The sequence below is a fragment of the Novosphingobium aquiterrae genome, assembly GCF_042434435.1.
Lineage (GTDB): Bacteria > Pseudomonadota > Alphaproteobacteria > Sphingomonadales > Sphingomonadaceae > Novosphingobium > Novosphingobium aquiterrae.
This window is the reverse complement of sequence record NZ_JBHLTL010000005.1, coordinates 1-20,821: the sequence shown is the minus strand read 5'-3', so window position 1 is coordinate 20,821 and position 20,821 is coordinate 1. Positions and strand designations below refer to the sequence as shown.

Below are 20,821 nucleotides of genomic sequence, written 5' to 3'. Positions count from 1 at the left end.
GCCAATGGCGGCCATCAGACTTGGAAGTCTGCGAGAGTATTTAACCCTGTTGGGCAGCACCCCGGTGGTCCCAGGCACGGGTCTCGCCCGCCCGGCCGATGCGAAGCCTTCGCGTGCCCGCCAGCAGGCCGTCAGGCCATTACTGGCGGGGGCAAGAAGCGAGCGAGCCGGGCCATGACAGTGTGCGTCCCGATCGACAAAAAAGAAGGGCATCCGGCGGTGAGGCCGGACACCCTTCTGGTTGATGCAATTGGAGCAGGCCCCGCTCAGAATGGCGGGAGTTCATCGGCATTGACGGTGCCACAAGCCGTGCGCTTCATCGCAGGCCGCTCAGCTTGCGCTGCCACTTTGGTCCGCGCCGCCGGAGCCTCGTTCTGGACCGAAGCGTCGCGCACGATGTGCAAGGGAATGCGTGCTTCGCGCAGCCGGTCGGCAAGGTTCGCCTGGATGCCGCCACCGCTGCACACCACCGCCTCGACAGGCTTGAAGGCGAGCATGCGCGCGTTGCGCTGATAGGGCGCCGAAGGTCCCCGCGAGGTATCGGGCTTGCACAGGATCACCGGCACATTGTGGCGCGATGCCCAGGCTGCCGCGATCACGTCCGCGCCCTTGTTCTGGGCGGTCGTTGCAAGCGCCATTGACGGGACCCGGACATGGATCGCATCGAGATAGTCTTCAACCAGCGCAATGTCGGTGAACTGCTGCCCGCCCGAGAACACCACGACCGGGCCGGATGGGGCGAACTGCTCGCGCCGCTGCGCCTTCTGTGCCGCGAGATAGTCGCGTGCCTCGATCATCGAGGCATTGGTCTTGGACGAGACCCGCGATCCCCGCACCGGCGAGAAGGGCCGACCGGTTTCGACAAGGTAGATCCGCGCGGCATGGTCACGCATGCATTCCATCGCATCGCGGCATTCGGCAAGGCTGCGGGCCTGCATGGTGAGGTCCTCTAGGTCGGTCGCGTAGACCTCGCTCGGATCGTATTCGCGCAGCTTTTCCTGCAACCGGTTCGCCATCGCGTCCTCGCGGTCATCGAGGCGTTTGGCGACGACATGAAAACTGTTGGCGATGCCCCAGGCGACTTCGCTCGCGAAGTCCTCCATCCGGGTGTCGCGGAACAGGTCGAAGACGGTCGCGAGCATCATCTCGATCGCCGCCTGCGCCACCTCGGGGTCAGGCATTTCGACAGCGCTCGGTTCGTGCTCGATCGAGAGCTTGGCCAGTTCGGTCTGCTCCATGAATGCCCGGGCGTAGTCGGGCGTGGCGATTTCGCGCGCATAGTGCTCGGCAAGGTCGGCGAAGTTCGAGAAACGGTCCGTCATGATAACCTCCAAAAGGAATTTTCTCTCATCACGCTGATGAAAGATGCCCATCGGAAGGACGCCGGAGTCAGGCAGTCAGGGACGGCGGCGCGCCCGCGCTGCCGCCGCGTGTCGCGGGCGTGGGGGGAGCCGATTTTTGCTCGCAAGGCGCTAGCCGCAGCAGGCCAAAATCGGGGGGCACCCGCGATCCTTGACGGCCGCCAATCTCCCAGGCGTCATGCTATGGCGATGCTGATTTCGCTCAGCCACCGAGATGAGAGAGAGATTACGGTTTTGCCCCCGAACCCCATTTGGGCGTTCGGGGTTAACCGCAAAACACCTTAGACCTTTCCACTCAGAGCCTGTCGAACACCGATCCCATGCGGGGCGAAAACAGGCGCTCGTAGGTCTTGAGGAGATGCGTGTCGGTCATCGCCGCGACGAAGTCGCAGATGACCCGAAGGTCGCCGCCAGCAGCTTCGTACTTTGCGAACTCTTCGCGTGGCAGCAGCCGGGCGGGATCGGCCTGCATCGCCTCGAAGACGGCGACCACCATCCCCTGGCCCTTGAACTCGAGGTGCTGGACGGCAGGCGAGGTAATGACCTCGTCGACGACGAAGCCCTGCAGCACGTCGAGGAACTCGCGCTGGGGAGAGGCGACGGCCACGCCCCAGCGCAGAAATGGCTCGGCGAATTCGGGGCGCTCGACGAACTCGACCGCAGTCAGGAAGTGATGGACGAGGCGGCCGATGAAGCGCTTGCGCGAAGCGGCACCGCCGAACAGTCCATCGACCATCTGGGCGAAGACGTCGTTCTCGCTTTCGCCCGGGTACTTGGCCTTGAGCGCGTCGAGGAATGAGGGACACTTGTCCTGGAGCGCGGCTGCGAAGCGCTCGCGCGTGACGAGATCGAGTGCGATCGCGTCCTCCAGATCATGAACGCCGTAGGCAATGTCATCGGCCGCATCCATGATCGAGCAGTCGAGTGCCTTGTGGCGGGGCTTACCGTGCTTGCCCTCCTGCGGCGCGAAGGTCTGGAAGGCCTCGCGGTCCGCATGCGACAGGGGCTCGAGGATCCAGTCGACGACGTCCTGTTCGCTATCGAGATAGCATTTCGGCGGTTTGCTCGCGCGGCCGTCGATGATCTTGATCGTCGAGGGACCAGCGAGCAGTGCGGGGGCGAGCGCAGGGTTGGCAATCCGGCTGAAGGCGACCGGGTACTTGAGGACCCCGAGCATCGTCCGGCGCGACAGATTCGCGCCAGCGCCTGCGGAGAAATTCTCGAGGCGCGCGAGGATCCGCAGGGTCTGGCCATTGCCCTCAAACCCGCCCGCACCGCGCATGCAGTAGTTGAGGGCGATTTCTCCACCATGCCCGAAGGGTGGGTGGCCGAAATCGTGCGTGCAGCCGATCGAGTGGATCGTGCCGCGATCGGGCAGCAGCGGGGTCGCCGAATGATCGGGGAAGGACTTCTCGAGCTGGCGGGCGATGCCGCCAGCGATCTGCGCAACCTCGAGCGAATGGGTGAGACGGGTGCGATAGAAATCGCTGTCGCCTAGGTTGAGGATCTGGGTCTTGCCCTGCAGCCGCCGGAACGAAGCCGAGTGGATCACCCGCGCGTAGTCGATGTCGCCATCGTCGCGCGCGTCCTCGCTCTGCGGAGTCCAGCCTTCGCGACGGGCGGACCAGTGCCGGACAATAGTCATGGCGATCAGCGGATTACAGTGACGGCGACACCGGCCGCGTCCGCGACGGTGCGCCACTGCTTGTCGGCAGTCAGCGCCGGAAGACCGTCCCGGCGCGCGAGCGCCAGGCAGAAACGGTCGCCGAGCGACAGGCCAGCCTCGGCCGTCGCGGCGCGCAGGCGCCCGGCGATGGTGGCGAGCGCCTGGTCTGCCTCGACGATCGCCATCGGCAGGGGCCGCAGCATGGCGTCGACCTGGTCGGCGGGCATGCCGGCATGGATGAAGTGGCTGACGACCTCGGCGTAGTTGACGCTCGACATGCGCGAGGCGCCGATCGCGTCGGCGACCTTGCCCGCGCCGGGCTCGTCCCGGAGCAGGGCAAGCAGCGCGGAGGCGTCGAGTACGACTTCGGTCATTCGCCCGATTCCTCACGGCGGCGGGCAAGAAAGGCATCGACCGATGTGGCAGCGTTGCCTTCGGTGTATTTCTTCGCCAGCGCCTGGGCGTGGGCGATCGACTGCGCCACGGTGCGCAGGATCACGCCATCCTCGGTTTCCTCGACCAGCAGCGCGCCGCCGCCGGCCAGGCCGAGCCGCTTGCGGATCTCGGCCGGCAGGCTCATCCGGCCATTGGGCGTGATCGTCACTTGTACCGTCATGGCACTGCTCCTGATGCGGCGAACGCGTCGCGAAGCGCACGCGTGAGCCAATTAAGCGGCCATATGCCACAAAATTGCAAACGTGTCACGAACAGCGCTACTTGGCATGATCGTTCAGTTTGATAATATAGCTTATGTTAAATGTTATCAATGGCTTATGCGGATTTCGGGGTATCCTGCCACGATGATTGATCGCGCGGCAAGCGTTGCTCATCATCGATTACTACGAGGCAATGCGGCGCTTCGCGGCTCCAGGACCACAGCACAAGGTTGCGATCGTCGGGCGTCGCACGCGAGGCGAAGCTCGGAACGATGACGCCAGCGCAGCCGCCGGCGATCAGCCGGTCGGCAAGCTCCCAGGTCGGAACGGGCTTGCGGTCACCGGCAAGCCGTTCCCACGCGCAGCTCAGCTGCGCGAGGGTGACGTCGGCGCGCTCGCGCACCGCGGGATCGGTCAGGTCGAGAACATCGGCGAGTTCGGCGCGGTAGCTGCAGATGGTCAGCGGCTGCGCCTTGAAGGCAAAGCCTTGCTGGGCTTCGAGCCAGGCGGTCTCGAGGCTCAGCGCCGCGTAGAAACAAGCCGTGCCGATGCGGTTGAACCGTCCGCCATGCAGCTTCGCGCCTTCGCCGGATTCAGGGTCATAGGCCCAGGCCGGATGATGCGCGCGGTAGACAAGACCGTCGAACCGGCTGAATGACAGTGTCACCTTGATGTTGCCTGACGATCAGGCAAACCCGCCGGCGGCGATCCGGCCGAGATAGGCACGGACCTTCTCGCCGAGGCCCTGGCGGACGAGTTCTTCGGCCGTGGCGTCACCGAACGAAGGCAGCGGCTGCGAGCGGTACCAGGCATAGGCAGCCAGTTCGCTGCCCGCCCACGGAATGACGCGGTTGATGATTTCGCTCACCTCGCGCAGCCGCGCCTGGGTGACCACGCTTTGGCTGCGGGCAGCCTTGGAGACCGCATCACGCGACAATCCGGCCGCGAGGGCCAGCTCGGACTTGGTGATGTGCAAGGCCGCCGACAGCCGGTCGGGCGAGACGCCCTTCTCGCCGGTGACTTCGCTCAGGAATGCCGCGCTTGCCATATGCCTCACCATTTGCCTAAAGCTGAGGCATAATATGCGGCGAAACGCGCGAAATGTCAAGGTCGGCCCTCGGGCCGCAGCAAGGCGCTAGCTGAAGGCGACGCCGAGTTTCTGACGTTTTGCCGGGGCCGCGTCGGCCTTGGGCTGCGCCTTGGGCGCAGCTTCAGGCGCCGTTTCAACCTTGGCGTTCGGGCTCTGCCCCGGTTTGCGGCCAAGGCCGATCCTGACCGCGAGTTCCTTGCGCTTGGCGGCATAGTCAGGCGCGACCATGGGGTAATCGGCGGGCAGGCTCCAGCGCGTCCGGTACTCGGCCGGGGTCATGCCATGATCGCTGCCGAGATGGCGCTTGAGCATCTTCATCTTCCCGCCGCATTCAAGGCAGGTGACGGCGTCGGGCTTGACCGATGCGCGCACCGAGACGGCGGGCTTCAGTTCTTCCGCGGCCGGTTCCGGCGGCTGTCCAAGCGCGGCAAGCGAAGCGTAGACCGCCTGGATCAGGCCCGGCAGGTCGGCGGCCGCGACCGAATTGTTGCTGACATGGGCAGAAACGATATCGGCAACGTGGTCGAGCAACACTTCTTCGGCCATCGGTCTGTAGTCCTCGCATGGAAAATGATCGCCGGACCCTATGGGCGACAAGAACCGGACGCCAGCACGAAAGTGCGCGCGGCCGGGTTCTTGAGCCCGCGCGGCCAAAAAAATGGGGCCAGCGTGAGCCGGCCCCTTTGAAAGTCTTGGGAGAGGATGCCTGAAAGGCACCCCCCATATGGGTCGGGCGCCTTCATGCTGCAAGTGCGAAATGAACGCCGCGCGTTGCCTTCTTGCAACAGCGACCTCCTTCGTGTGCACCGACTGCATGAGCAATCGGGGGCCGGTCCGGTGGCCCAATGGGAGGCGGCGCTGCCGCCTCCCGGGCTCGGGTTTAGAGGAAGAGGACTTCCTCGGCGACGATCTCGACCGCGTAGCGTTCGACGCCTTCGCGGTCGGTCCACTTCGAGTAGTGGAGGCGGCCCTGCACCTCGACCAGGTCGCCCTTCTTCTTGTGCTTGGCGACCGAGGTGCCGAGGCCGTTGAAAGCGGTGACGCGGTGGAATTCAGCGAGGGTTTCGGTGTAGCCGGCCTCGTTCTTGACCGTCTTGCCGTCGACCAGCTTGGGGCGATCGGTGACGAGGGTGAAAGAGGTGATCGCGGTCTCGCCGGCGTGGCGGGTTTCGGGAGCGGCGGCGATGCGGCCGATCAGGATGACGAGGTTCTTCATGGGGTATCTCCGTGGCTTGAACTCGGCGGAACCGCCCGCCGATGAACACCACAGGCAGGGCCAAAGGCCCGGGCCCGCACCGAACGTCATGTGAGGGGAACCCAAAAGCGAGGAGTGGTGCGGCAAGCCCAAAGGGCTTCACGGTCCGCTGCTTTTGGGTTGCGGCCAGGGACTGGCCCTGCAGGGTTCATCGGCAAACGAAGGGCGGTTTCGTCAGGTCAGGCCCAGCGGATCCCCGCAAAGGCCCAACCCGTCAGATTCGGCCCTTTCGGCAGGACCTGCTCCAACCTAAGCGCCCTCAGCAGCGGGCATTGCCTTCCTCGGCCCCCGCACCATGCCGGTCAGAAACAGGTGGGGTCACACGAGGCCGCGCCCGGCCCCTCGCCGTCCAGCGCCATGCGTTACGGCAAGGGTCTTGGTCAGATGCGCAAGCTGGCGCCCGCAGGCGGGCATGGCTCGCCCCCCTCGATAGGGGTCCTCAGCGCCAGGGCCTCGCGAGGCCTTGCGCGACCAGATAGTCGCCGGCGTCCACGCCGTTCACCGAGATCGTGGCAAGCGTCCGTCCATAGGGGTCGGTACCAATCCGCGTGATCATGGCCCGCCCACGCGACAGCAGCCGCGCAAGTGCAACCCGCGAGGCTTCGCCCGCGGCGAAGTCGCACCAGGCGTAAGACCGCCGCCGGTCCTGGCATTTGGGGCTGTCAGGCAATTCAGGTGCATCGATGTTGGCGATGCGGACCCGCTCGCGGCCGCAGCGGATCGTGTCGCCGTCGTGAACCGAAGGCGACATGCAAAGGGCGGCGGCAGCGAGAACGATCGGCATGGCCCGAAGCCTAGCGCCCTCGCCCGCCCGCGCCAACCAGCCTCACCACTTCCTCCACTGGCCCCGATCGTCACCCGCAGGGCCGGCATCCATGCCGGCGAGCTTGGGTGGGCGGCGGTGCGACAGCGCCGACGCTCCGCCCTAGCGAGTAGAGCGGGTCGCCGCGGGGCCCGCGCGGGGCGCGGGCTCCGGGGTGCCCCTTTGCCTCTCTACCTCGCCAAACACCACCAAAACCGGTATGCTCGTCCCTCCAGCTCAACTTGTCCGGCCCCGCTGCCGCAGGCAGAGCCGCCCAAGGGAAAGGATCCCGGCCCATGGCTGAACCACAGCAAATGCCAAGCGCGTTGCAGGTGGCGCGCGCAATGGCGCAGGTCCTGCGCACGAAGCTTGCCGTGTTCGGTGCTGAAGAGATCATGCTCACGCGCGAGGAAGCCGCGCTGTGCCTCGGCCTTGCCGAAGGCGTAAGCGAACAACTGGACGAGGACGAGCGCGCCGCGGACTGAGGCAAGCGGTCCCGCCCTGCGGCTACCGGACGTTGAGCCCCAGTTCGCCCAGCAATTGCCCGGCCTGCTCGCGCGAGATTGTCGCCCCGCGAAACAGCCGGGCATCGACGAGGCGAAGCCCGCCGAGGTCGGCGCCGCGCAAGTCAGAGCCCTCGAACCGCGATCCGGCGACCATCGCCTCGCGCAAGGAACAGTCCTCGAACACGGTCATGCGAAAATCGCCCTTGCGCAGATCGGCACCGGACAGATCGACCCGGCGCAGGGCTTCCTTGCGGAACGAGAAGCCGGGCAGCTTCGCCGAGACCAGCAGCACTTCCTCGAAGTGGATGTGCATGGCGCGCGCCTCGGTGAAATCGGCGCCGGTTAGCTTGGAGCCGGTGAACCGGGTCGAGGTCAGGGTGGCCCGGCGCATCGCGCAATTGTTCCAGTCGCCGCCGATGAACTCGGCTTCGCTGAGGTTCGCGCCCGAGAAATTGGCGAACGGTCCCCGGCAGCCTTGCCAGACCGTACCTTCAAGCTTTGCCCCCGCAAGATCGCTGCGCCGCAGGTTGCAGCGTTCGAAGCGCCAGCGGGTGAGATCGAGCCCGGAGAGGTCGGCCTGCTCGAGGTCGCAGTCGATGAGTGTGCGTGGCACCTTGCCGATCAGGCGCTCGATGTCGCTGCGCGCCAGAGTGGCGCCTGCGATGGGCTGCGAAGCGAAGAGGTCGTCCATCACAGGACCGGTAGCGCGGCATATGCCGCCACGCCAGCAAACCGCGGACGGCCTCCACGGTTGCACAGCGCCAAGCTCGAATCGCCCGCGCGGCGGGCTTGCGGCGACCGAGCGGCTATCATAGTCTGCGTCCAGCGTGCCCATCCGGGACCGCGTCAGACGAAGGAGATGCGCGAGAGGTCGAACGGGCAGCGTCGATCGCGAGAAATTGGAGATACCCCAATGATCCAGCGATACCGTGCGCTCGGCCGCAGCGTGGCCGAAGGCGATGAACTTCAGCTCCTGCTGCGCGAAGCCTACGAGCGCAAAAGCCCGGTCCAATGCGAATGCCGCAAGGGAACCGAGCTCCCCCTCTACATCTCGCACCGCCAGAATGGCTACGTGCTTGCGCGCTGGCCGGGCTCGGGCGCGCGCCATGCGACCGCCTGCGATCACTACGAAGCGCCCGATTACCTCACCGGCATGGGCCAGGTGCGCGGGAGCGCCGTACTCGACGATGAGGCGAGCGGCGAGACCAGCCTGAAGCTCGGCTTTCCGCTCTCGCGCGGGGCGGCCCGGCTCGCGCCTACGGCGCTCACCAACGACAAGCCGACGGTGAAATCGTCGGGTCAGAAGCTGTCGATGCGGGGGCTGCTCCATGTCCTCTGGGACCGGGCCGAACTCACCCATTGGCATCCGAAGATGGCGGGCAAGCGGACGTGGTTCGTGGTGCGCCGCGCGCTGCTCGAGGCAGCGGCAAGCTGCCGGGCCAAGCAGGAAGCCCTGCCCCACGTGCTGTTCGTGCCCGAGAGCTTCAAGATCGAAGAGAAGGAAGAGATCCGGGCCCGCCGCCGCGCGGCCCTCGCCCGGGTCTATGCCTCGCAGGGCGACATGATGTTGGTGGTGGGCGAGATCAAGGAGATCGTGACCGCGCACGGCGCGGAAAGAATCGTCTTGCGCCATGTCGGCGACATGCCTTTCGTGATGGACCAGGACATGGCGCGGCGGTTCCACAAGCGGTTCGCGGGCGAACTCGCGCTGTGGCAGGCGCAGGGTGGGCCGAGCGGCAAGAGCGGCCATCTGGTTCTCGCCGGCTCGTTCGCACGGCGGCGCGAGGGCACCTTCGACCTCATCGAGGTCGCGCTGATGCCGGTAACGGGAGAATGGCTGCCCTACGAGACCAGCGACGAGCGCTACCTTGTCGGCAAGGCGGTCGCGGAGAAGCGGCGGTTCGTGAAGGGCCTGCGCGTCAATCTCGACACCGACACGCCGATCGCCAGCCTGGTGCTCAAGGACACCGGCGAGGAAGCCTGCGCGATCCACATCCATGACCGCGACAACGAGGTGGCGGAACCGCTGGAAGCGCTGCTCGCCGGGCAAGGCGTCGCGCATCTGCTGTGGAAGGAAGGCGAGCCGCTCCCGGCCCGCGTCAGCCGGCCGCCGCGGCGCAGCTGGGACGCGCAGCAGGCCGCCTGAGCAGGCTCAGTCGTCCGATCGGGGCAGCGGTTTGGTCGGCAGCAGGTCGAGACGCCGGGGCGTGTCACCAATCGCCCGCAAGGCCTCGAGCCGCGCCGCGACTTCGCCCTCGTGCTGGGTGATCTCGATGCGATTGAGGCCCACGATCGTCCAGACCGCGAGTTCGGGCCGTTCGGTTACGTGGACCGAGTAGGCGATGGGCAGCTTGTCGGGATAGAGCCAGAGCAGCAGCACCGGGAGCGCGGCGAGGTTCGGTTTGCCGCCCGACGCAGCGAGCGTCATCACGCCCCGCTCGCGGTCGTACCGGCAGGTGATCCCAAGCGGCTGCGGGTGGCCGGCAAGGCCGAGGATCGTCTCGCGAGGCTTCACGCCGAAGACCACGTCGAGTTCGGCCGGGGGCTCGGCCTCGGCGTTCTCAGCCATTTCGGCGAGGAACAGTTCGACCGCGGCGAAGCGCGCGGCTTCCTCGCGGGTGCAGGCAAGTTTGAGCGTGAGCGTAATCGAGGACATGGTTGGGACTTTCGTTTGGCCGCGCGCCGACGCGTCCCGTTGTCCTGGCAAGGGATAGAACGGCCGGAAGACACGGAATTGAACGGATCAGAGGACGAGGTGGCGCTCGACGTGGGCGCGTGTCCGCGGCCTCTGGAGGTTGAAGACGAGGACGCCGTGACTGGCGGAAATGCGCAGCGCCTGGCCGGTGCCGCCCGAAGCCTCGCCGTCGGCGGTCCAGCACAGCACGAATTCCGCAGGGCTATTGAGGCTGGGCCCCAAGACCTGGAACACGCCCAGGGTATGGAGCGCCTGGACGAAGGCTGAGAGCCCGGCGAAGGCCGGATGGTGCGCCTCCGCGATCGCGCGCGCCCTGCCCCAGAGCTCGGCGCCGAGCGTATCGGGATGGAACTCGCTTGCCGAACCGCGCCAACCCGCCGCTGGCAGGAAGATCTGCGCATCGCGGCCGGCTCCGCGCTCGAACGCGCTGTCGGCGCCGATTGCGTGGCCCGAACGCAGGACATAGCCGCGCTTGGTGAGCGCGAAGGCGGCGCGGGTCATCAGGCTGAGGATCTCGGGCGGCGTCACGCGCGCACCGATCCCGGCATAGAAGCGAGGCATGGGCTTGGACTCCCTTTAGGAACGCCCAGCTCCAGCCCCCTCCCCTTACCCGCTGTCGGCGGCAGCGACCGTGGCAGGACCGTAGGCGGCGAGCAGGTTGCGGTGGAGCAACGCGTTCTCAGCGGGGAAAAAGCTGCCGTCGGCGCCCGGCCGGGTGATCTGGAGCGCGGCAGCGACCACGTCGCGGAATGGGCGCATCACCGCGCGCGAGCCCTCGTAGGTTACCGGCTGCGGAAATCCCGCCGCGATCCAGGTGGCGGGTTCCACGAGGTCGTCGAGCCAGGCCTGTGCGTCTTCGGGCAAGGGCAGTTCCGCCGAGACCAGCCACAAGGTCCGGTATATCCCGAAATCATGGGCATTGGCGACCAGGGTAAAGCCCAGCGGCAGCGGCGGTTCGCCGTTGAGGGCAATGATCGCGGCCTTGTAGGCGAGCAGTTCGAGGGTGTTGGCCTCGGCGAAGTCCGCGCATTGCCCGAGCTGGGCGCAGGACTCATCGGCGGGACCGGCACCGAGTTCGAGGATCCGGTGCCGACTCATCGCGCGGCCTCCTCGCAGGCGTCGGGATACCAGGCGAGTTCCACCGCGTCCGGATGGGCGGCATCGAAGGCCGCGATGCGCGCATGGGTAATAAGGCCCGTGCGATCCTTGAGCCCCACATAGCCGCCGTAGAAGCGGCCGCCCGCATGGACGAATTGGGCGTGAATGTCTTCGCTCACCGCCTCGGTGAAGAAGAAACCCGGCACGCCCGCGATGTGCGCCGGCGGCAGGACGCCGAGCATGTCATCGAAGAAGGCCTCGCTCACCCGCGACAGCGGGAAGCAGGCGAGCACTGCCTCGCGCGAGGCGGCCAGCAGGGCTGCGTCAGTTGTGGTCATCGCTCGCACCTTCGGTCACCACGAAGGCCGGGATGGTCAGCTCGGCCCGGGCCATCTCGCGCTTGAGCTCGCGCAGCCGCGTGAAGCTGTTGATCCACGACGGCGGGAAGAGGACGTATTCGTCCTCGCTTGCCGTGTAGTCGCGCATCGGGCCTTGCCCATCGAACAGGATGATTTCGGGGAGGTAGGCGCCAAGGCAGCCGCCGGACCAGCGGCGGAACGGCAGACCGTGTTCGGCGCAAAAGGCGTCGATCTCGGGGATCTGCCCGCCATTGAGCTCCGTGCCGTAAAGCTCAAGCGGCTCGTCTTCCGGGAGCACCGCGGGATCGAAGGGTTCGCCGTCCCACTCGGTGCGCAGGTCATAGCCCGCCGCATGTGCGGCAAAGGCTTCGAGATGTTCGCGCGGCAGTGCGCCGCCGATGGTGATGTGGACGGGGGCTCGGTCGCCCATGGGCTAGGTCCTTTCGCTTGGGTCAGATCCGACCGGCGAAGCCCCCCTCCCCTCAGCCTGGCGTCGCCGCGGACCTCCCTGTCCCCCAGCGTTCGGCTGTGCGATCGACGGCGAGTTCACTGGAACAGGTCTGGCAGAGCGCGAAGGCTTCGGCGGGCGTGCCCGCGAGCCATTGCTCCCAGTTCTCTTGGCGCAAAACGACGGGCATGCGGTCGTGTACCTCGGCCATCTGCGGGCAGCCGTCGACCATGACCATCGAATAGGCCGCGCCCCACTCCTCGGTCGGGCGCCACAGGCCTGCGACCGCGAAGACATCTGCGCCCGCCAGCGAGTACCAGGTCCGGGTCATCTGGCCCTTGATGCCCTCGGCCTCGGCCCAGGCGGTGACGGGGATCAGGCAGCGCCGTCGCTCGAAGCTCGGACGCCAGAATGCAGTGCCGAGCTTGTCCTCGCGCGCATTGTTGACGGGCTTGGGCTTGAGTGGCTGTCCGTTCTTGCCTTTGAGGACAAGCGGGAAACCCCAGGTCATGCCCCGCGTCTCGCCCTCGGCGACGACAAGGCCGGGATAGCCGGGGTAGACTTCGGCCGCGAAGTTCGCGCCAGAGGCGCAGCGCGCACCGAACAACCGGGCGATTTCCGCAGGGGCCTTGGTCATGCGGTAGATGGGGTGATTGCGATCAGTTGTCCGTCGGAGCAGCCTTCCTCTGTGAACGAAGAGCAGGAGAAGGGTTATGAACCATTATGCTGGTCTGGATGTGTCGCTGAACGAAACGGCAATCTGCGTCGTCGATGAAAACGGGGTGATCCTCAAGGAAGGCGCAGTGCCTTCCGAGCCGGACGACATCTGCTCGTGGTTGGCATCGCTGGATGTGCCCATTGAGAGGGCCGGCCTTGAGATCGGTGGTCTTTCCCGCTGGCTTTATGGGGAGCTCCGGGTGCGTGGCGTTCATGCTGTCTGCATCGACCCGAGAAAGCTACGTGGATTGACCAAGACAATGCCGGTCAAAACCGACCGGAATGATGCCCGCTCGATCGCCCAGGTGATCCGCATTGGCTGGTATTCCGTCGTGCACGTCAAAAGCGAGGTCAGCCAGGAGCTCCGAATGCTTCTGACCAACCGGCGGACACTCCTGACAAAGGCCATCGACATTGAGAACGAAATACGCGGGACGTTGCGCGTATTTGGAGTGAAGTTGTCCGGCCGCATTACCACTCATACGTTCGAGCAAAGGGCTCTTGAGCTGGTCGCTTCTATGCCCCGGCTGGAGGCAATGATCCGCCCAATGCTGGCAGCGTGGGCAGCTCTGCGAGAGCAATATACGGTGCTCCACCGGATGCTGCTGCAAGCAGTGCGATGCGATGAAACGTGTCGCCGCCTGATGACGGTTCCGGGTGTTGGAGCGGTTACCGCCATCATGTTCGCGGTAACGATCGACGATCCTGACCGCTTTCATCGATCTCGCGATGTGGGCGCTCATCTCGGTCTGACCCCAAGAAAATATGCTTCTGGTGAGGTCGACCGAAATGGCAGGATCTCGAAAATCGGCGACAGCGGCATGAGAACGGTGCTTTATCAGGCCGCATTGGCGCTGCTCACGCGCAGCCAACGCTGGTGTAAGCTCAAAGCTTGGGGAATGCAGGTTGCGAAGCGTCGTGGTCAGCGCCGCGCTGTGGTCGCAGTCGCGCGTAAGCTGGCTATCCTGATGCATCGGATCTGGGCCGACGGCAGCGAATTCCATTGGAGTCAGGAAGCCGCCTAACTCAATCGCAGGTTATCTGAATCCGCCCTTGGGCGGTGATGCCCCCGGGAGGACGAGGTCGAGGAGACTGCGCTGCAACCTTTGTGCGAAAGCCCGTTGGTAGATAGCAGCCCTCGATCTTCGGACCATCATCTTGAGGCGGTCTTGCGCCGACCTCGTAGACAAGAGCGAACCTGACGGGGACGTCAAAAACGATGACCGAATGCCAAGTGGGAGATGGCTATGGTTTGAACATCACGCTACAGTGACCAGTGTCTGCTCGACAGTCGAGCGGATCCGAAACGACTGCGCTGCAACTTGAGTGCTCAAGCACGTCGGTAGATGGCAGCGTTCGGCTCGGGCTGCTCCGACGGACAACTGATCGCAATCAGACAACAAGTTGCACATGCCTTGATGCTCGGCGGACCGCCCTGCCTTGTCAATCGGGACGAGCGGCGGCACCAGCCACCTTGCAAATATGTTCTTCCTATGTTCTCATGCCCACATGGAACGAATCGATACGTCTGCTGTCGCTTATGCGATCCTGGACGCCCCGGGCTGGGCGCGGGTCGGGATCACGGCCCCAAGCTCCTGCCTGCGCGAGGATGCCGCGTTCGAACTCGCGCGCGTGATTGCCGATGCGGTCGATGCGCCGGCAAGTTCATCGCCTTCTGAGCAATCCACCCTGCCGCTCTGAAGCGCACCAGCTCAGCCCGCCGGGCGGGCGAGCAGCGCCTCGATCTGCGGATCGAGCGGAAATCCGAAACGCCGGGCGATTTCGGCGGCGTGTTCGAAGTCGGCAGCGCTGACGTGGAGCGAGCGGGCGAGATCTGCGAGCGTCTCGCCTGCTCGCGGTGCGGACAGCGCATGGAGATTCCCGTGCGCCTGCGTCACCGCAAACGGCCAGGTCATGGCCACGCCAATCACGTCTTCGGCGAGCACGACTAGCGTGTCTCCGGTATTGATGGCCTCGTCGCACTGGACCGCATCGTAGGCATTACCGGTGCTGGCAAAGGCGTGGTGGCGCCGGGTGATGAAGGCGAAGCGTTCACTGTCGGTCAGCATGTCTGGTCTCCGGGTATCCCCATGCAAATGAAGAGGCGGAACGCCGGGCGGGGGGCAGTGCCGACGTTCCGCCTCAGGCCGCGCGGGGGGGCTCATCCGCGGCCTTTGCACGAGGACGGGGACCCGCTTGGGGTCCCCGCCGGTTGGAGTTGGACTTGCCGATCAGGCGTCGACGAGCGGCGGCAGCGCGCCGTCGTGTTCGGCGCCGTCCTTGGCGCCCGCCCGGCCGCGCTTGGCGGGCGGGGTCGCGGTGCTGTCGCCCAGGCCGTCACCGGCCTGTTCCTCGCTGCGGTCGCCGCCGGCATCGTCAGCCGGGAACATGTCGCTCTCGCCGTATTCGGCCGAACCGAGCTGGCTGTTGCGGCGGCGCGGACGCTGCCAGGCCACCGCCATGGTGCCATCCTCGCGCGGGAAAGCGGCGATGTAGAGCGGCTGCGCCATCGACGGATCGTCGATCTTGCCCTGGTAGAAGCTCTCGCCGGTCGAGTTCGAGGAGAGTTCGAAGAGCGCGCCGACGATCACCCAGCGGCGCTGGTCGTTGAGCGCGACGATCTCGTAGCGGGGCGCGCGGGGGTTGCTGGAGGTCACCGGCCGCAGGCCGATGGTGCGGGTGATGGTAAGCGTTTCGACAGAGCCGATCAGCTGGCCGTTGGCGTTCTTGCGGATTTCACCGATGTTCATGGACGTTCTCCTAGGTGGATCGATTGCGACCGAACCCCTTGTTCGATCACTCTCTTCCCACCCCCCTTCCCTCCCGGCCGTCAGGCCGAAGCTGCGGGCATTGCCCGCAGAGGTATCCAGGACCGCTCAAGCCATCCTTTCAGAAGGTTTCGAACGACCGAGGTTGGGGACACTCCTGAACGGCTCCTTTCGAAACCAGCATCTCGACAAGTAGTCGTTCGTTCAACTTTGGCGTTGAGACGCTTTTTTTCGCGCATCGTCGCGGTTGAACGACGGACCATTCCGTTCGCCCAAACGCGTGTTGCAAATTTCGTCCGCAGATGTTCAGCCAATTGCAGCCTTTTGGGATCGTGGTCGATCGGGCTTGAACTATGCATGTGGCCGGAGATGAAAGGTCTGGGCACGATTGCAGTCTTCTTCGTCTAGGTTGGGAAATTGTATCCCCAAGCGAACCGTGACGTGAGCTATGGTGGGCTATCGCCTTGAGCGTGCTTGACGCACGCATAGGAGTAAGGCCCGTGAAGAATACTGCCATGATACTTTCGCTCGCCATCGCAACGCTTCTCGCGCCGCAAATCGGCCAGGCAAAACCGGTCGGCATCACAATGGTGCAGGCCCGCGCCATCGCGCTCAGAGCTGCGCCCGGCCACATCGAAAAGGCCGAACGCGAGCGCGAAGGCGGGGGGATGCGCTATTCGTTCGACATCCGGCAGGGCCAGCGGATCCACGAAATCGGCGTCGATTCTGTCACCGGCAGGATCGTCGAGAACAAGTTCGAACCGCTGAACGCCAGGGATTGAACGACGGGACGATGCGCATCCTGCTGGCTGAAGACGACGATGACACCCGGCACTTCGTCGAGCGCGGGCTCGGCGAACTGGGGCACAATGTCATCTCCGCCGAAAACGGGGAGGATGCGCTTCATCTTGCAGTGACCGAGGCGGTCGACGTGATCGTGCTCGACAGGATGATGCCCGTTCTTGACGGTCTATCTATCCTCAAGCGCTTGCGAGCCGGGGGTGTCGCGGCGCCGGTGCTGATGCTGACCGCGCTTGGCCGCATCGAGGATCGCGTGGATGGCCTTGAAGCCGGTGCTGACGACTATCTGATCAAGCCCTTTGCATTCAGTGAGCTGGCCGCCCGCATCCAGGCGCTCGGGCGCCGCACCGCGCCAGCGGCAGCCGCGACGAAGTTGGCGGCAGGCGGCATAGAAATGGACCTGCTCGCGCGCGAGGTCCGGCGCGAGGGCAAAGCGGTTCTTCTCCAGCCGCGCGAATTTCGATTGCTCGAAGAGCTCCTGCGGCACGCTGGGGAGTTCGTCACCAGGACGATGCTGCTCGAGCGGGTGTGGGATTTTCACTTCGATCCGCAGACCAAGATCGTGGAAACCCACATGAGCCGGCTGCGCGCCAAGCTCAACGAAGGCCATCTTCCCGACGCCATCGAGACGGTGCGCGGCGTCGGCTACCGGCTGCGCGCGGCATGAGGTTGTTGCCACGCAGCGCCGCGAACCGCATCGCGCTGGTCGGCTTTCTTGTCTATGCTGTGGCAACCTTCGTGCTGGGCGCCGCGGTGATCTTCGCAACCCACGCTGCCTTTTCGCGCCAGATCGACGCCAACATCGAGCAGGCTTCCGCCGCGCTGCTGGTCGAATATCGCGGCGATGGATTGAAGGGGGTGATCGAAGCAATCTCGCAGCAACGCGGACCCGGGCCGATATCGCTGGGAACGGCGCTGTTCGCGCCTGGTGGCCGGCGGATCGCAGGCAACCTCGTAACTGCCATGCCGGAGCCAGGATGGCGCAAGATCGTATTTGTCGATCCCGTCGAGGGAACCGATCCGGCGTGGGCCAAGGTCGATGTCCTGCCTGGCGGATACCGCATGGTGGTTGCCGCCGATCTGGAATCGCTCGAAGCAATCGACCGGACCATCCTTGGCATGTTCAGCCTGGCTTTTGTGGCCCTGCTGGCTTTCGGGATATTGGGAGCCTTCGTGCTCGCCGCCTATCTGAGGCGCAGGTTGCACGGGATCGAAGCAACCGCCGTTGCGATCACCAGCGGCGACCTTGGCCAACGTGCAAGAGTCGGCGAGGCGGACGACGAATTCGACCGCGTCGCGGCTTCGCTCAACGCTATGCTCGACCGAATTGCCAGCCTGATTGCCAATCTGCGGCAAGTGACCGGCGACTTGGCGCACGATCTGCGCACGCCGCTGGCGCGGCTGCGCAACCAGCTTGAAGCAATGCGGCAGACCGGCAACGAATGCGACCGGGCTGGCTCGCTCGACCGCGCGGTCGAGCAGACCGACGACGTGCTGACGCTGTTCGACGCGATCCTGCGCATTTCCGAGCTGGAGGAAGGCGGACTTCATCGCGCTTTCTCGCAAGTCGATCTTTCGGGTCTGGTAGCCGACATCGGCGAATCGCACCTGCCGCTGGCGGAGGATCGCAATCATAGCCTGCGCCTCGCCGTCGAAGACGGCATCGCGGTCGAGGGTGACCGTGAATTGATTGCCCAAGCCGTGATCAATCTGATCGAAAATGCGCTGCGTCATACCCCCGACGGATCGACCGTCGAATTGAGCGCCCGGCGCGATGGCGACAAAGCAGTCGTCATGGTTCGCGACAACGGTTCAGGCATTGCCGAAGGCGACCGAATCCGGGTCCAGGACAGGTTTGTGCGACTGGAGGGCGCGCGCTCGACACCAGGACACGGCCTCGGCCTCAGTCTGGTGCGGGCAATCGCCGATATCCACCGCGCCGAGCTGGTGCTTCGCGACGCCAGTCCCGGGCTAGTGGTCGAACTGCGCTTTCCGGGAGCACCGGCGTGAAAATCCTTCGACCGATATGTCTGGGGTCAATTTGTCTGTCGCTTGTTCTGGGCGCGAGCGCCTGCACACACTATGCCCCGCGTCCGGTCGATCTTTCTGCCATCGCCGCACAAAGGGAGCGCCGCACGCTCGACCTTGGGCAAGCCGCCACCACTTGCCGGAGACTGGCTCCCAAGGCCGAATGCAACCCGTCGCGGCTTGATCGGGCGATGCTCTACGCCGCCATGTTCGACACCAATCCGGCAATAGCGGCGGCGCGGCAGCATGTGCTGAGCGCCGTTGCCGCCGCGCGCAGCGCGAAGCAGGCACCCGGCCCCAAGCTGACCCTCACCACGGAATATGCCGGGGCCGCACCCGATCCCTCGCCCTGGCTACTCGGAGCATCGAGCGAGATTCCGCTCGACATCGGCGGCGCGCGCGCGGTGCGGATCGGCAGCGCCGAACTTGCCGTGGTCACCGCTCGCTATGATCTGGCCGAGACTGTCTGGTCGGCGCGCATGACCCTGGTCCGGGGTCTTGCCCAGCTCTTCGTGGCCGACCGCCAGAATGTCGCCGCCAGCGAGCTTGTCGCCATACAGGAACGCCGCTTCGCAGCGATGGAACGCCGCGTCAACGCAGGCGAGGCTTCGCGCGCGGAACTCGAGAGGGTCAGGGCCGATCTCGCCGACGCGCGTCATCGCCATGCCGATGCCGATGCGCGCCGCGAGGCGGGATTGGTGGAGATCGCCAACGCCATCGGTGTATCGCCCGCTGCGCTGGCCGGAGCGGCGTTTGCGTGGGACGGGTTCGAGGCACCGCAGGATGTCACGCGCGTCAGCGCGGACGAGCGCAGAATAGCTCTTTTGGCGCGGGCCGATCTGCTCAAGTCGATGGTCGCCTATGACCAGGCAGAACTCGACCTGCGCGGCGAAGTGGCAAAACAGTATCCCGCAATCACGGTGGGACCGGGGTTCACCTGGGAACGCGGGCTGGTGAAGATCCCGTTCAACCTCGGCCTGTCGCTGCCGCCATTCGACCTCAATCGCAAGGCCATCGCCGCGGCCACCGCCCGCCGCAGCGAAGCCGCAGCGAAGCTGGAGGCCGATTATGCAGCGGCAATTGGCGCAGTCGATGGCGCCCTTGGCGAAGCAGACGCGGCCCAGCGCGCGCTCGATGAATTCAGGAGGCTGGACCTGCCAATCGCCGCGCGTCTGGCGGCTCAAGCCGACCGCGAACTGGCGGCGGGATCGCTCGATCGGGCCGACTGGGGCGCCGCCCAGGCAGGCCGACTGACGACGCGGCTTCTCGAACTCGATGCGCTGGCCCGCGCGCTTACCGCCGACCTGGCACTAGAAGACGCTCTGCGTCGCCCGCTGTCGGGACCGGAACTGATGATTGGAAGGGGTGAACAATGAGCCGATGGCGATCAGCGGCATGGGCGGGAATGGGTGCGGCGGCCATGGCGCTCGGCCTGTACGGCGCGGGGGCGATCAGGCATTCCGATGCAGTGCAAACGGCGAGTGCGGAGGATGCCGATGCCCCAACGGACAAAAATGCCGCACCGGCGAAGAATGAGCCGGTGACCGACCCGGCCGCGCTCGCAAGACTGGGCGTCAAGACTGCGGCGGTTACTACAACTGTTGCCAGTCAGATGACGGACGGGTTCGCGCGCGGCCTCGATGTCGGACCGCTTGCGGCCATCGTCGCCGAGGCCGATGCCGCGCGCGCGGCGGCTGCAGCATCGCAGGCGGAGGCCTCACGCCTCGAAGCACTTTACCGTCAGGACGTGAGCGCATCGCGGCGATCGGTCGAAGCCGCCCGTGCGCTGGCGCTGGCGGATGCCGCCCGCACCCGGCTCGCCGAGCAACGCGTCGGGCTGGAATTTGGCTCCGGGCTGTCGCGGCTCGGGCCGGGTGCCATCCGCCAGCTTGTTAGTGAGATCGCCGCAGGCCACGCCGCGCTCGTCCGGATCGACATTCCGGGGGCAATGTTGGCGCCAGGAACTGTGGTCGAGATAGGCGAACCAGGGTCAGCCCTGACAGTGCGCGTATTGGGTGCAGCGGCCACTGCCGACGCCCGACTGCAAAGCGCCGGTGTACTCGCCATCGTTCGCGGGCCGCTGGCCCGGCAGGCGCAGGCGGGGCGGATATTGCCTGCGCGCGCCGCAACCGGCGTCGCCAGTTCGGGCATGCTTGTTCCCCGCGAAGCCATAGTCCGCTTCCAGGGCCGGATGTGGGTGTTCCGCCAGAATGGCAAGGCGTTCGAGCGGATCGCGCTCGACGATCCGCAGAGCACACCGCAAGGGTGGATCGTCCGGGGCGGACTCAAGGCCGGCGATGTCATCGCCGTCTCGGGCGCGACCGGATTGCTGGCGCTCGATGCCGGCGGTGCTGTTGCCGAAGCCGAGGGAGACTAAGCGATGCTGGCCAGGCTGATTCGCTGGTGCATCGCCAATGCGCGCATGGTCATCGTCGCCGCCGCGATCTTCGCGATCTACGGCATCAGCGTAGTCGATCGTGCGCGCTACGATGTGTTTCCCGAGTTCGTTCCGGCCCAGGTCACGGTCCAGACCGAAGCTCCGGGGCTTGTAGCCGAGCAAGTCGAGGCACT

Annotated in this window: 28 protein-coding genes; 10 read left to right on the top strand and 18 right to left on the bottom strand. The window is 65.7% G+C overall.

Annotation, left to right across the window (positions count from 1 at the left end; genetic code table 11):
• Positions 1-266: 266 nt before the first annotated feature.
• From ACFFF7_RS08580 to ACFFF7_RS08540, 9 genes are all read right to left on the bottom strand, one after another.
• Positions 267-1,322, bottom strand: a complete 1,056-nt coding sequence (locus ACFFF7_RS08580; RefSeq protein ID WP_379480969.1) for a DUF2493 domain-containing protein — start codon at positions 1,320-1,322, stop codon at positions 267-269.
• 334 nt (positions 1,323-1,656) lie between these two features.
• Entirely contained in the window at positions 1,657-3,006 is a 1,350-nt protein-coding gene (locus ACFFF7_RS08575) for an anti-phage deoxyguanosine triphosphatase (RefSeq protein ID WP_379480968.1), read from the bottom strand.
• A gap of 5 nt (positions 3,007-3,011) precedes the next feature.
• Positions 3,012-3,401: a type II toxin-antitoxin system VapC family toxin gene (locus tag ACFFF7_RS08570; protein WP_379480967.1), complete on the bottom strand. Its 390-nt coding sequence runs from the start codon at positions 3,399-3,401 to the stop codon at positions 3,012-3,014.
• Positions 3,398-3,643 (bottom strand): AbrB/MazE/SpoVT family DNA-binding domain-containing protein, encoded by a 246-nt coding sequence (locus ACFFF7_RS08565; protein WP_379480966.1) that lies wholly within the window; start codon positions 3,641-3,643, stop codon positions 3,398-3,400. The genes ACFFF7_RS08570 and ACFFF7_RS08565 overlap by 4 nt, the downstream gene beginning before the upstream one ends.
• Before the next feature lie 155 nt (positions 3,644-3,798).
• A complete protein-coding gene (locus ACFFF7_RS08560) occupies positions 3,799-4,350 on the bottom strand; it encodes an RES family NAD+ phosphorylase (protein WP_379480965.1) in 552 nt (183 codons plus the stop codon).
• A gap of 18 nt (positions 4,351-4,368) precedes the next feature.
• Complete coding sequence (locus ACFFF7_RS08555; RefSeq protein WP_006949410.1) at positions 4,369-4,731, bottom strand: antitoxin Xre/MbcA/ParS toxin-binding domain-containing protein; 363 nt, start codon at positions 4,729-4,731, stop codon at positions 4,369-4,371.
• Positions 4,732-4,818: 87 nt separating this feature from the next.
• Entirely contained in the window at positions 4,819-5,319 is a 501-nt protein-coding gene (locus ACFFF7_RS08550) for a Ros/MucR family transcriptional regulator (RefSeq protein ID WP_379480964.1), read from the bottom strand.
• 334 nt (positions 5,320-5,653) lie between these two features.
• On the bottom strand, positions 5,654-5,989 hold the full coding sequence (locus tag ACFFF7_RS08545) for a single-stranded DNA-binding protein (protein ID WP_006949404.1): 336 nt from the start codon (positions 5,987-5,989) through the stop codon (positions 5,654-5,656).
• Between the two features lie 478 nt (positions 5,990-6,467).
• Positions 6,468-6,812, bottom strand: coding sequence for a thermonuclease family protein (locus ACFFF7_RS08540; protein WP_379480963.1), 345 nt, complete (start codon positions 6,810-6,812; stop codon positions 6,468-6,470).
• Between the two features lie 314 nt (positions 6,813-7,126).
• Between ACFFF7_RS08540 and ACFFF7_RS08535 the strand changes: the two genes are divergently transcribed.
• Positions 7,127-7,315, top strand: a complete 189-nt coding sequence (locus tag ACFFF7_RS08535) for a hypothetical protein (RefSeq protein ID WP_193829183.1) — start codon at positions 7,127-7,129, stop codon at positions 7,313-7,315.
• Between the two features lie 22 nt (positions 7,316-7,337).
• Here ACFFF7_RS08535 and ACFFF7_RS08530 read toward each other — a convergent pair whose 3' ends face one another.
• A complete protein-coding gene (locus ACFFF7_RS08530) occupies positions 7,338-8,027 on the bottom strand; it encodes a pentapeptide repeat-containing protein (protein ID WP_379480962.1) in 690 nt (229 codons plus the stop codon).
• Positions 8,028-8,249: 222 nt separating this feature from the next.
• Between ACFFF7_RS08530 and ACFFF7_RS08525 the strand changes: the two genes are divergently transcribed.
• Positions 8,250-9,482: a DUF1173 domain-containing protein gene (locus tag ACFFF7_RS08525; RefSeq protein WP_379480961.1), complete on the top strand. Its 1,233-nt coding sequence runs from the start codon at positions 8,250-8,252 to the stop codon at positions 9,480-9,482.
• Positions 9,483-9,488: 6 nt separating this feature from the next.
• Here ACFFF7_RS08525 and ACFFF7_RS08520 read toward each other — a convergent pair whose 3' ends face one another.
• From ACFFF7_RS08520 to ACFFF7_RS08495, 6 genes are all read right to left on the bottom strand, one after another.
• A complete protein-coding gene (locus tag ACFFF7_RS08520) occupies positions 9,489-9,992 on the bottom strand; it encodes a hypothetical protein (RefSeq protein WP_379480960.1) in 504 nt (167 codons plus the stop codon).
• An 87-nt stretch (positions 9,993-10,079) separates the two neighbouring features.
• Positions 10,080-10,592: a hypothetical protein gene (locus ACFFF7_RS08515; protein ID WP_379480959.1), complete on the bottom strand. Its 513-nt coding sequence runs from the start codon at positions 10,590-10,592 to the stop codon at positions 10,080-10,082.
• Between the two features lie 45 nt (positions 10,593-10,637).
• Positions 10,638-11,129: a hypothetical protein gene (locus ACFFF7_RS08510; RefSeq protein ID WP_379480958.1), complete on the bottom strand. Its 492-nt coding sequence runs from the start codon at positions 11,127-11,129 to the stop codon at positions 10,638-10,640.
• Entirely contained in the window at positions 11,126-11,467 is a 342-nt protein-coding gene (locus tag ACFFF7_RS08505) for a hypothetical protein (RefSeq protein ID WP_379480957.1), read from the bottom strand. Before ACFFF7_RS08505 ends, ACFFF7_RS08510 begins: the two co-directional genes overlap by 4 nt.
• On the bottom strand, positions 11,454-11,918 hold the full coding sequence (locus ACFFF7_RS08500; protein ID WP_379480956.1) for a hypothetical protein: 465 nt from the start codon (positions 11,916-11,918) through the stop codon (positions 11,454-11,456). Before ACFFF7_RS08500 ends, ACFFF7_RS08505 begins: the two co-directional genes overlap by 14 nt.
• A gap of 52 nt (positions 11,919-11,970) precedes the next feature.
• Positions 11,971-12,573, bottom strand: a complete 603-nt coding sequence (locus tag ACFFF7_RS08495) for an SOS response-associated peptidase (protein ID WP_379480955.1) — start codon at positions 12,571-12,573, stop codon at positions 11,971-11,973.
• 76 nt (positions 12,574-12,649) lie between these two features.
• On the opposite strand from ACFFF7_RS08495, the gene ACFFF7_RS08490 reads away from it, so the two are divergent.
• Together ACFFF7_RS08490 and ACFFF7_RS08485 are read left to right on the top strand one after the other, a co-directional pair.
• Positions 12,650-13,678 carry an IS110 family RNA-guided transposase gene (locus ACFFF7_RS08490; RefSeq protein ID WP_379480954.1) on the top strand — a complete coding sequence of 343 codons (1,029 nt, stop codon included), beginning with the start codon at positions 12,650-12,652 and terminating at the stop codon, positions 13,676-13,678.
• Between the two features lie 484 nt (positions 13,679-14,162).
• Positions 14,163-14,354, top strand: coding sequence for a DUF6771 family protein (locus tag ACFFF7_RS08485; protein ID WP_379480953.1), 192 nt, complete (start codon positions 14,163-14,165; stop codon positions 14,352-14,354).
• Between the two features lie 11 nt (positions 14,355-14,365).
• Here ACFFF7_RS08485 and ACFFF7_RS08480 read toward each other — a convergent pair whose 3' ends face one another.
• Both ACFFF7_RS08480 and ACFFF7_RS08475 read right to left on the bottom strand, forming a co-directional pair.
• Entirely contained in the window at positions 14,366-14,722 is a 357-nt protein-coding gene (locus ACFFF7_RS08480; RefSeq protein WP_379480952.1) for a hypothetical protein, read from the bottom strand.
• 162 nt (positions 14,723-14,884) lie between these two features.
• Positions 14,885-15,403, bottom strand: coding sequence for a DUF736 domain-containing protein (locus tag ACFFF7_RS08475; protein WP_379480951.1), 519 nt, complete (start codon positions 15,401-15,403; stop codon positions 14,885-14,887).
• Positions 15,404-15,921: 518 nt separating this feature from the next.
• Between ACFFF7_RS08475 and ACFFF7_RS08470 the strand changes: the two genes are divergently transcribed.
• From ACFFF7_RS08470 to ACFFF7_RS08445, 6 genes are all read left to right on the top strand, one after another.
• Entirely contained in the window at positions 15,922-16,203 is a 282-nt protein-coding gene (locus ACFFF7_RS08470; protein ID WP_292960362.1) for a PepSY domain-containing protein, read from the top strand.
• A gap of 11 nt (positions 16,204-16,214) precedes the next feature.
• A complete protein-coding gene (locus ACFFF7_RS08465; RefSeq protein ID WP_169494881.1) occupies positions 16,215-16,889 on the top strand; it encodes a response regulator transcription factor in 675 nt (224 codons plus the stop codon).
• A complete protein-coding gene (locus tag ACFFF7_RS08460; protein ID WP_379480950.1) occupies positions 16,886-18,232 on the top strand; it encodes a sensor histidine kinase in 1,347 nt (448 codons plus the stop codon). Before ACFFF7_RS08465 ends, ACFFF7_RS08460 begins: the two co-directional genes overlap by 4 nt.
• Positions 18,229-19,626 (top strand): TolC family protein, encoded by a 1,398-nt coding sequence (locus tag ACFFF7_RS08455; protein ID WP_169494879.1) that lies wholly within the window; start codon positions 18,229-18,231, stop codon positions 19,624-19,626. The genes ACFFF7_RS08460 and ACFFF7_RS08455 overlap by 4 nt, the downstream gene beginning before the upstream one ends.
• Positions 19,623-20,627, top strand: a complete 1,005-nt coding sequence (locus ACFFF7_RS08450; RefSeq protein ID WP_169494878.1) for an efflux RND transporter periplasmic adaptor subunit — start codon at positions 19,623-19,625, stop codon at positions 20,625-20,627. Before ACFFF7_RS08455 ends, ACFFF7_RS08450 begins: the two co-directional genes overlap by 4 nt.
• Positions 20,628-20,630: 3 nt before the next feature.
• A partial coding sequence (locus tag ACFFF7_RS08445; protein ID WP_379480949.1) for a hypothetical protein occupies positions 20,631-20,821 on the top strand: 191 nt, incomplete at its 3' end.

What these genes read in the sequence shown, in the direction of transcription:
- ACFFF7_RS08490 (WP_379480954.1), top strand. Translation starts at nt 12,650, where the DNA reads ATGAACCATTATGCTGGTCTGGATGTGTCGCTGAACGAAACGGCAATC.
- ACFFF7_RS08465 (WP_169494881.1), top strand. Translation starts at nt 16,215, where the DNA reads ATGCGCATCCTGCTGGCTGAAGACGACGATGACACCCGGCACTTCGTC.
- ACFFF7_RS08555 (WP_006949410.1), bottom strand. Translation starts at nt 4,731, where the DNA reads ATGGCAAGCGCGGCATTCCTGAGCGAAGTCACCGGCGAGAAGGGCGTC.
- ACFFF7_RS08565 (WP_379480966.1), bottom strand. Translation starts at nt 3,643, where the DNA reads ATGACGGTACAAGTGACGATCACGCCCAATGGCCGGATGAGCCTGCCG.
- ACFFF7_RS08495 (WP_379480955.1), bottom strand. Translation starts at nt 12,573, where the DNA reads ATGACCAAGGCCCCTGCGGAAATCGCCCGGTTGTTCGGTGCGCGCTGC.
- ACFFF7_RS08475 (WP_379480951.1), bottom strand. Translation starts at nt 15,403, where the DNA reads ATGAACATCGGTGAAATCCGCAAGAACGCCAACGGCCAGCTGATCGGC.
- ACFFF7_RS08505 (WP_379480957.1), bottom strand. Translation starts at nt 11,467, where the DNA reads ATGACCACAACTGACGCAGCCCTGCTGGCCGCCTCGCGCGAGGCAGTG.
- ACFFF7_RS08540 (WP_379480963.1), bottom strand. Translation starts at nt 6,812, where the DNA reads ATGCCGATCGTTCTCGCTGCCGCCGCCCTTTGCATGTCGCCTTCGGTT.
- ACFFF7_RS08570 (WP_379480967.1), bottom strand. Translation starts at nt 3,401, where the DNA reads ATGACCGAAGTCGTACTCGACGCCTCCGCGCTGCTTGCCCTGCTCCGG.
- ACFFF7_RS08525 (WP_379480961.1), top strand. Translation starts at nt 8,250, where the DNA reads ATGATCCAGCGATACCGTGCGCTCGGCCGCAGCGTGGCCGAAGGCGAT.
- ACFFF7_RS08480 (WP_379480952.1), bottom strand. Translation starts at nt 14,722, where the DNA reads ATGCTGACCGACAGTGAACGCTTCGCCTTCATCACCCGGCGCCACCAC.
- ACFFF7_RS08575 (WP_379480968.1), bottom strand. Translation starts at nt 3,006, where the DNA reads ATGACTATTGTCCGGCACTGGTCCGCCCGTCGCGAAGGCTGGACTCCG.
- ACFFF7_RS08460 (WP_379480950.1), top strand. Translation starts at nt 16,886, where the DNA reads ATGAGGTTGTTGCCACGCAGCGCCGCGAACCGCATCGCGCTGGTCGGC.
- ACFFF7_RS08500 (WP_379480956.1), bottom strand. Translation starts at nt 11,918, where the DNA reads ATGGGCGACCGAGCCCCCGTCCACATCACCATCGGCGGCGCACTGCCG.
- ACFFF7_RS08545 (WP_006949404.1), bottom strand. Translation starts at nt 5,989, where the DNA reads ATGAAGAACCTCGTCATCCTGATCGGCCGCATCGCCGCCGCTCCCGAA.
- ACFFF7_RS08450 (WP_169494878.1), top strand. Translation starts at nt 19,623, where the DNA reads ATGAGCCGATGGCGATCAGCGGCATGGGCGGGAATGGGTGCGGCGGCC.
- ACFFF7_RS08515 (WP_379480959.1), bottom strand. Translation starts at nt 10,592, where the DNA reads ATGCCTCGCTTCTATGCCGGGATCGGTGCGCGCGTGACGCCGCCCGAG.
- ACFFF7_RS08535 (WP_193829183.1), top strand. Translation starts at nt 7,127, where the DNA reads ATGGCTGAACCACAGCAAATGCCAAGCGCGTTGCAGGTGGCGCGCGCA.
- ACFFF7_RS08510 (WP_379480958.1), bottom strand. Translation starts at nt 11,129, where the DNA reads ATGAGTCGGCACCGGATCCTCGAACTCGGTGCCGGTCCCGCCGATGAG.
- ACFFF7_RS08485 (WP_379480953.1), top strand. Translation starts at nt 14,163, where the DNA reads ATGGAACGAATCGATACGTCTGCTGTCGCTTATGCGATCCTGGACGCC.
- ACFFF7_RS08530 (WP_379480962.1), bottom strand. Translation starts at nt 8,027, where the DNA reads ATGGACGACCTCTTCGCTTCGCAGCCCATCGCAGGCGCCACTCTGGCG.
- ACFFF7_RS08580 (WP_379480969.1), bottom strand. Translation starts at nt 1,322, where the DNA reads ATGACGGACCGTTTCTCGAACTTCGCCGACCTTGCCGAGCACTATGCG.
- ACFFF7_RS08550 (WP_379480964.1), bottom strand. Translation starts at nt 5,319, where the DNA reads ATGGCCGAAGAAGTGTTGCTCGACCACGTTGCCGATATCGTTTCTGCC.
- ACFFF7_RS08520 (WP_379480960.1), bottom strand. Translation starts at nt 9,992, where the DNA reads ATGTCCTCGATTACGCTCACGCTCAAACTTGCCTGCACCCGCGAGGAA.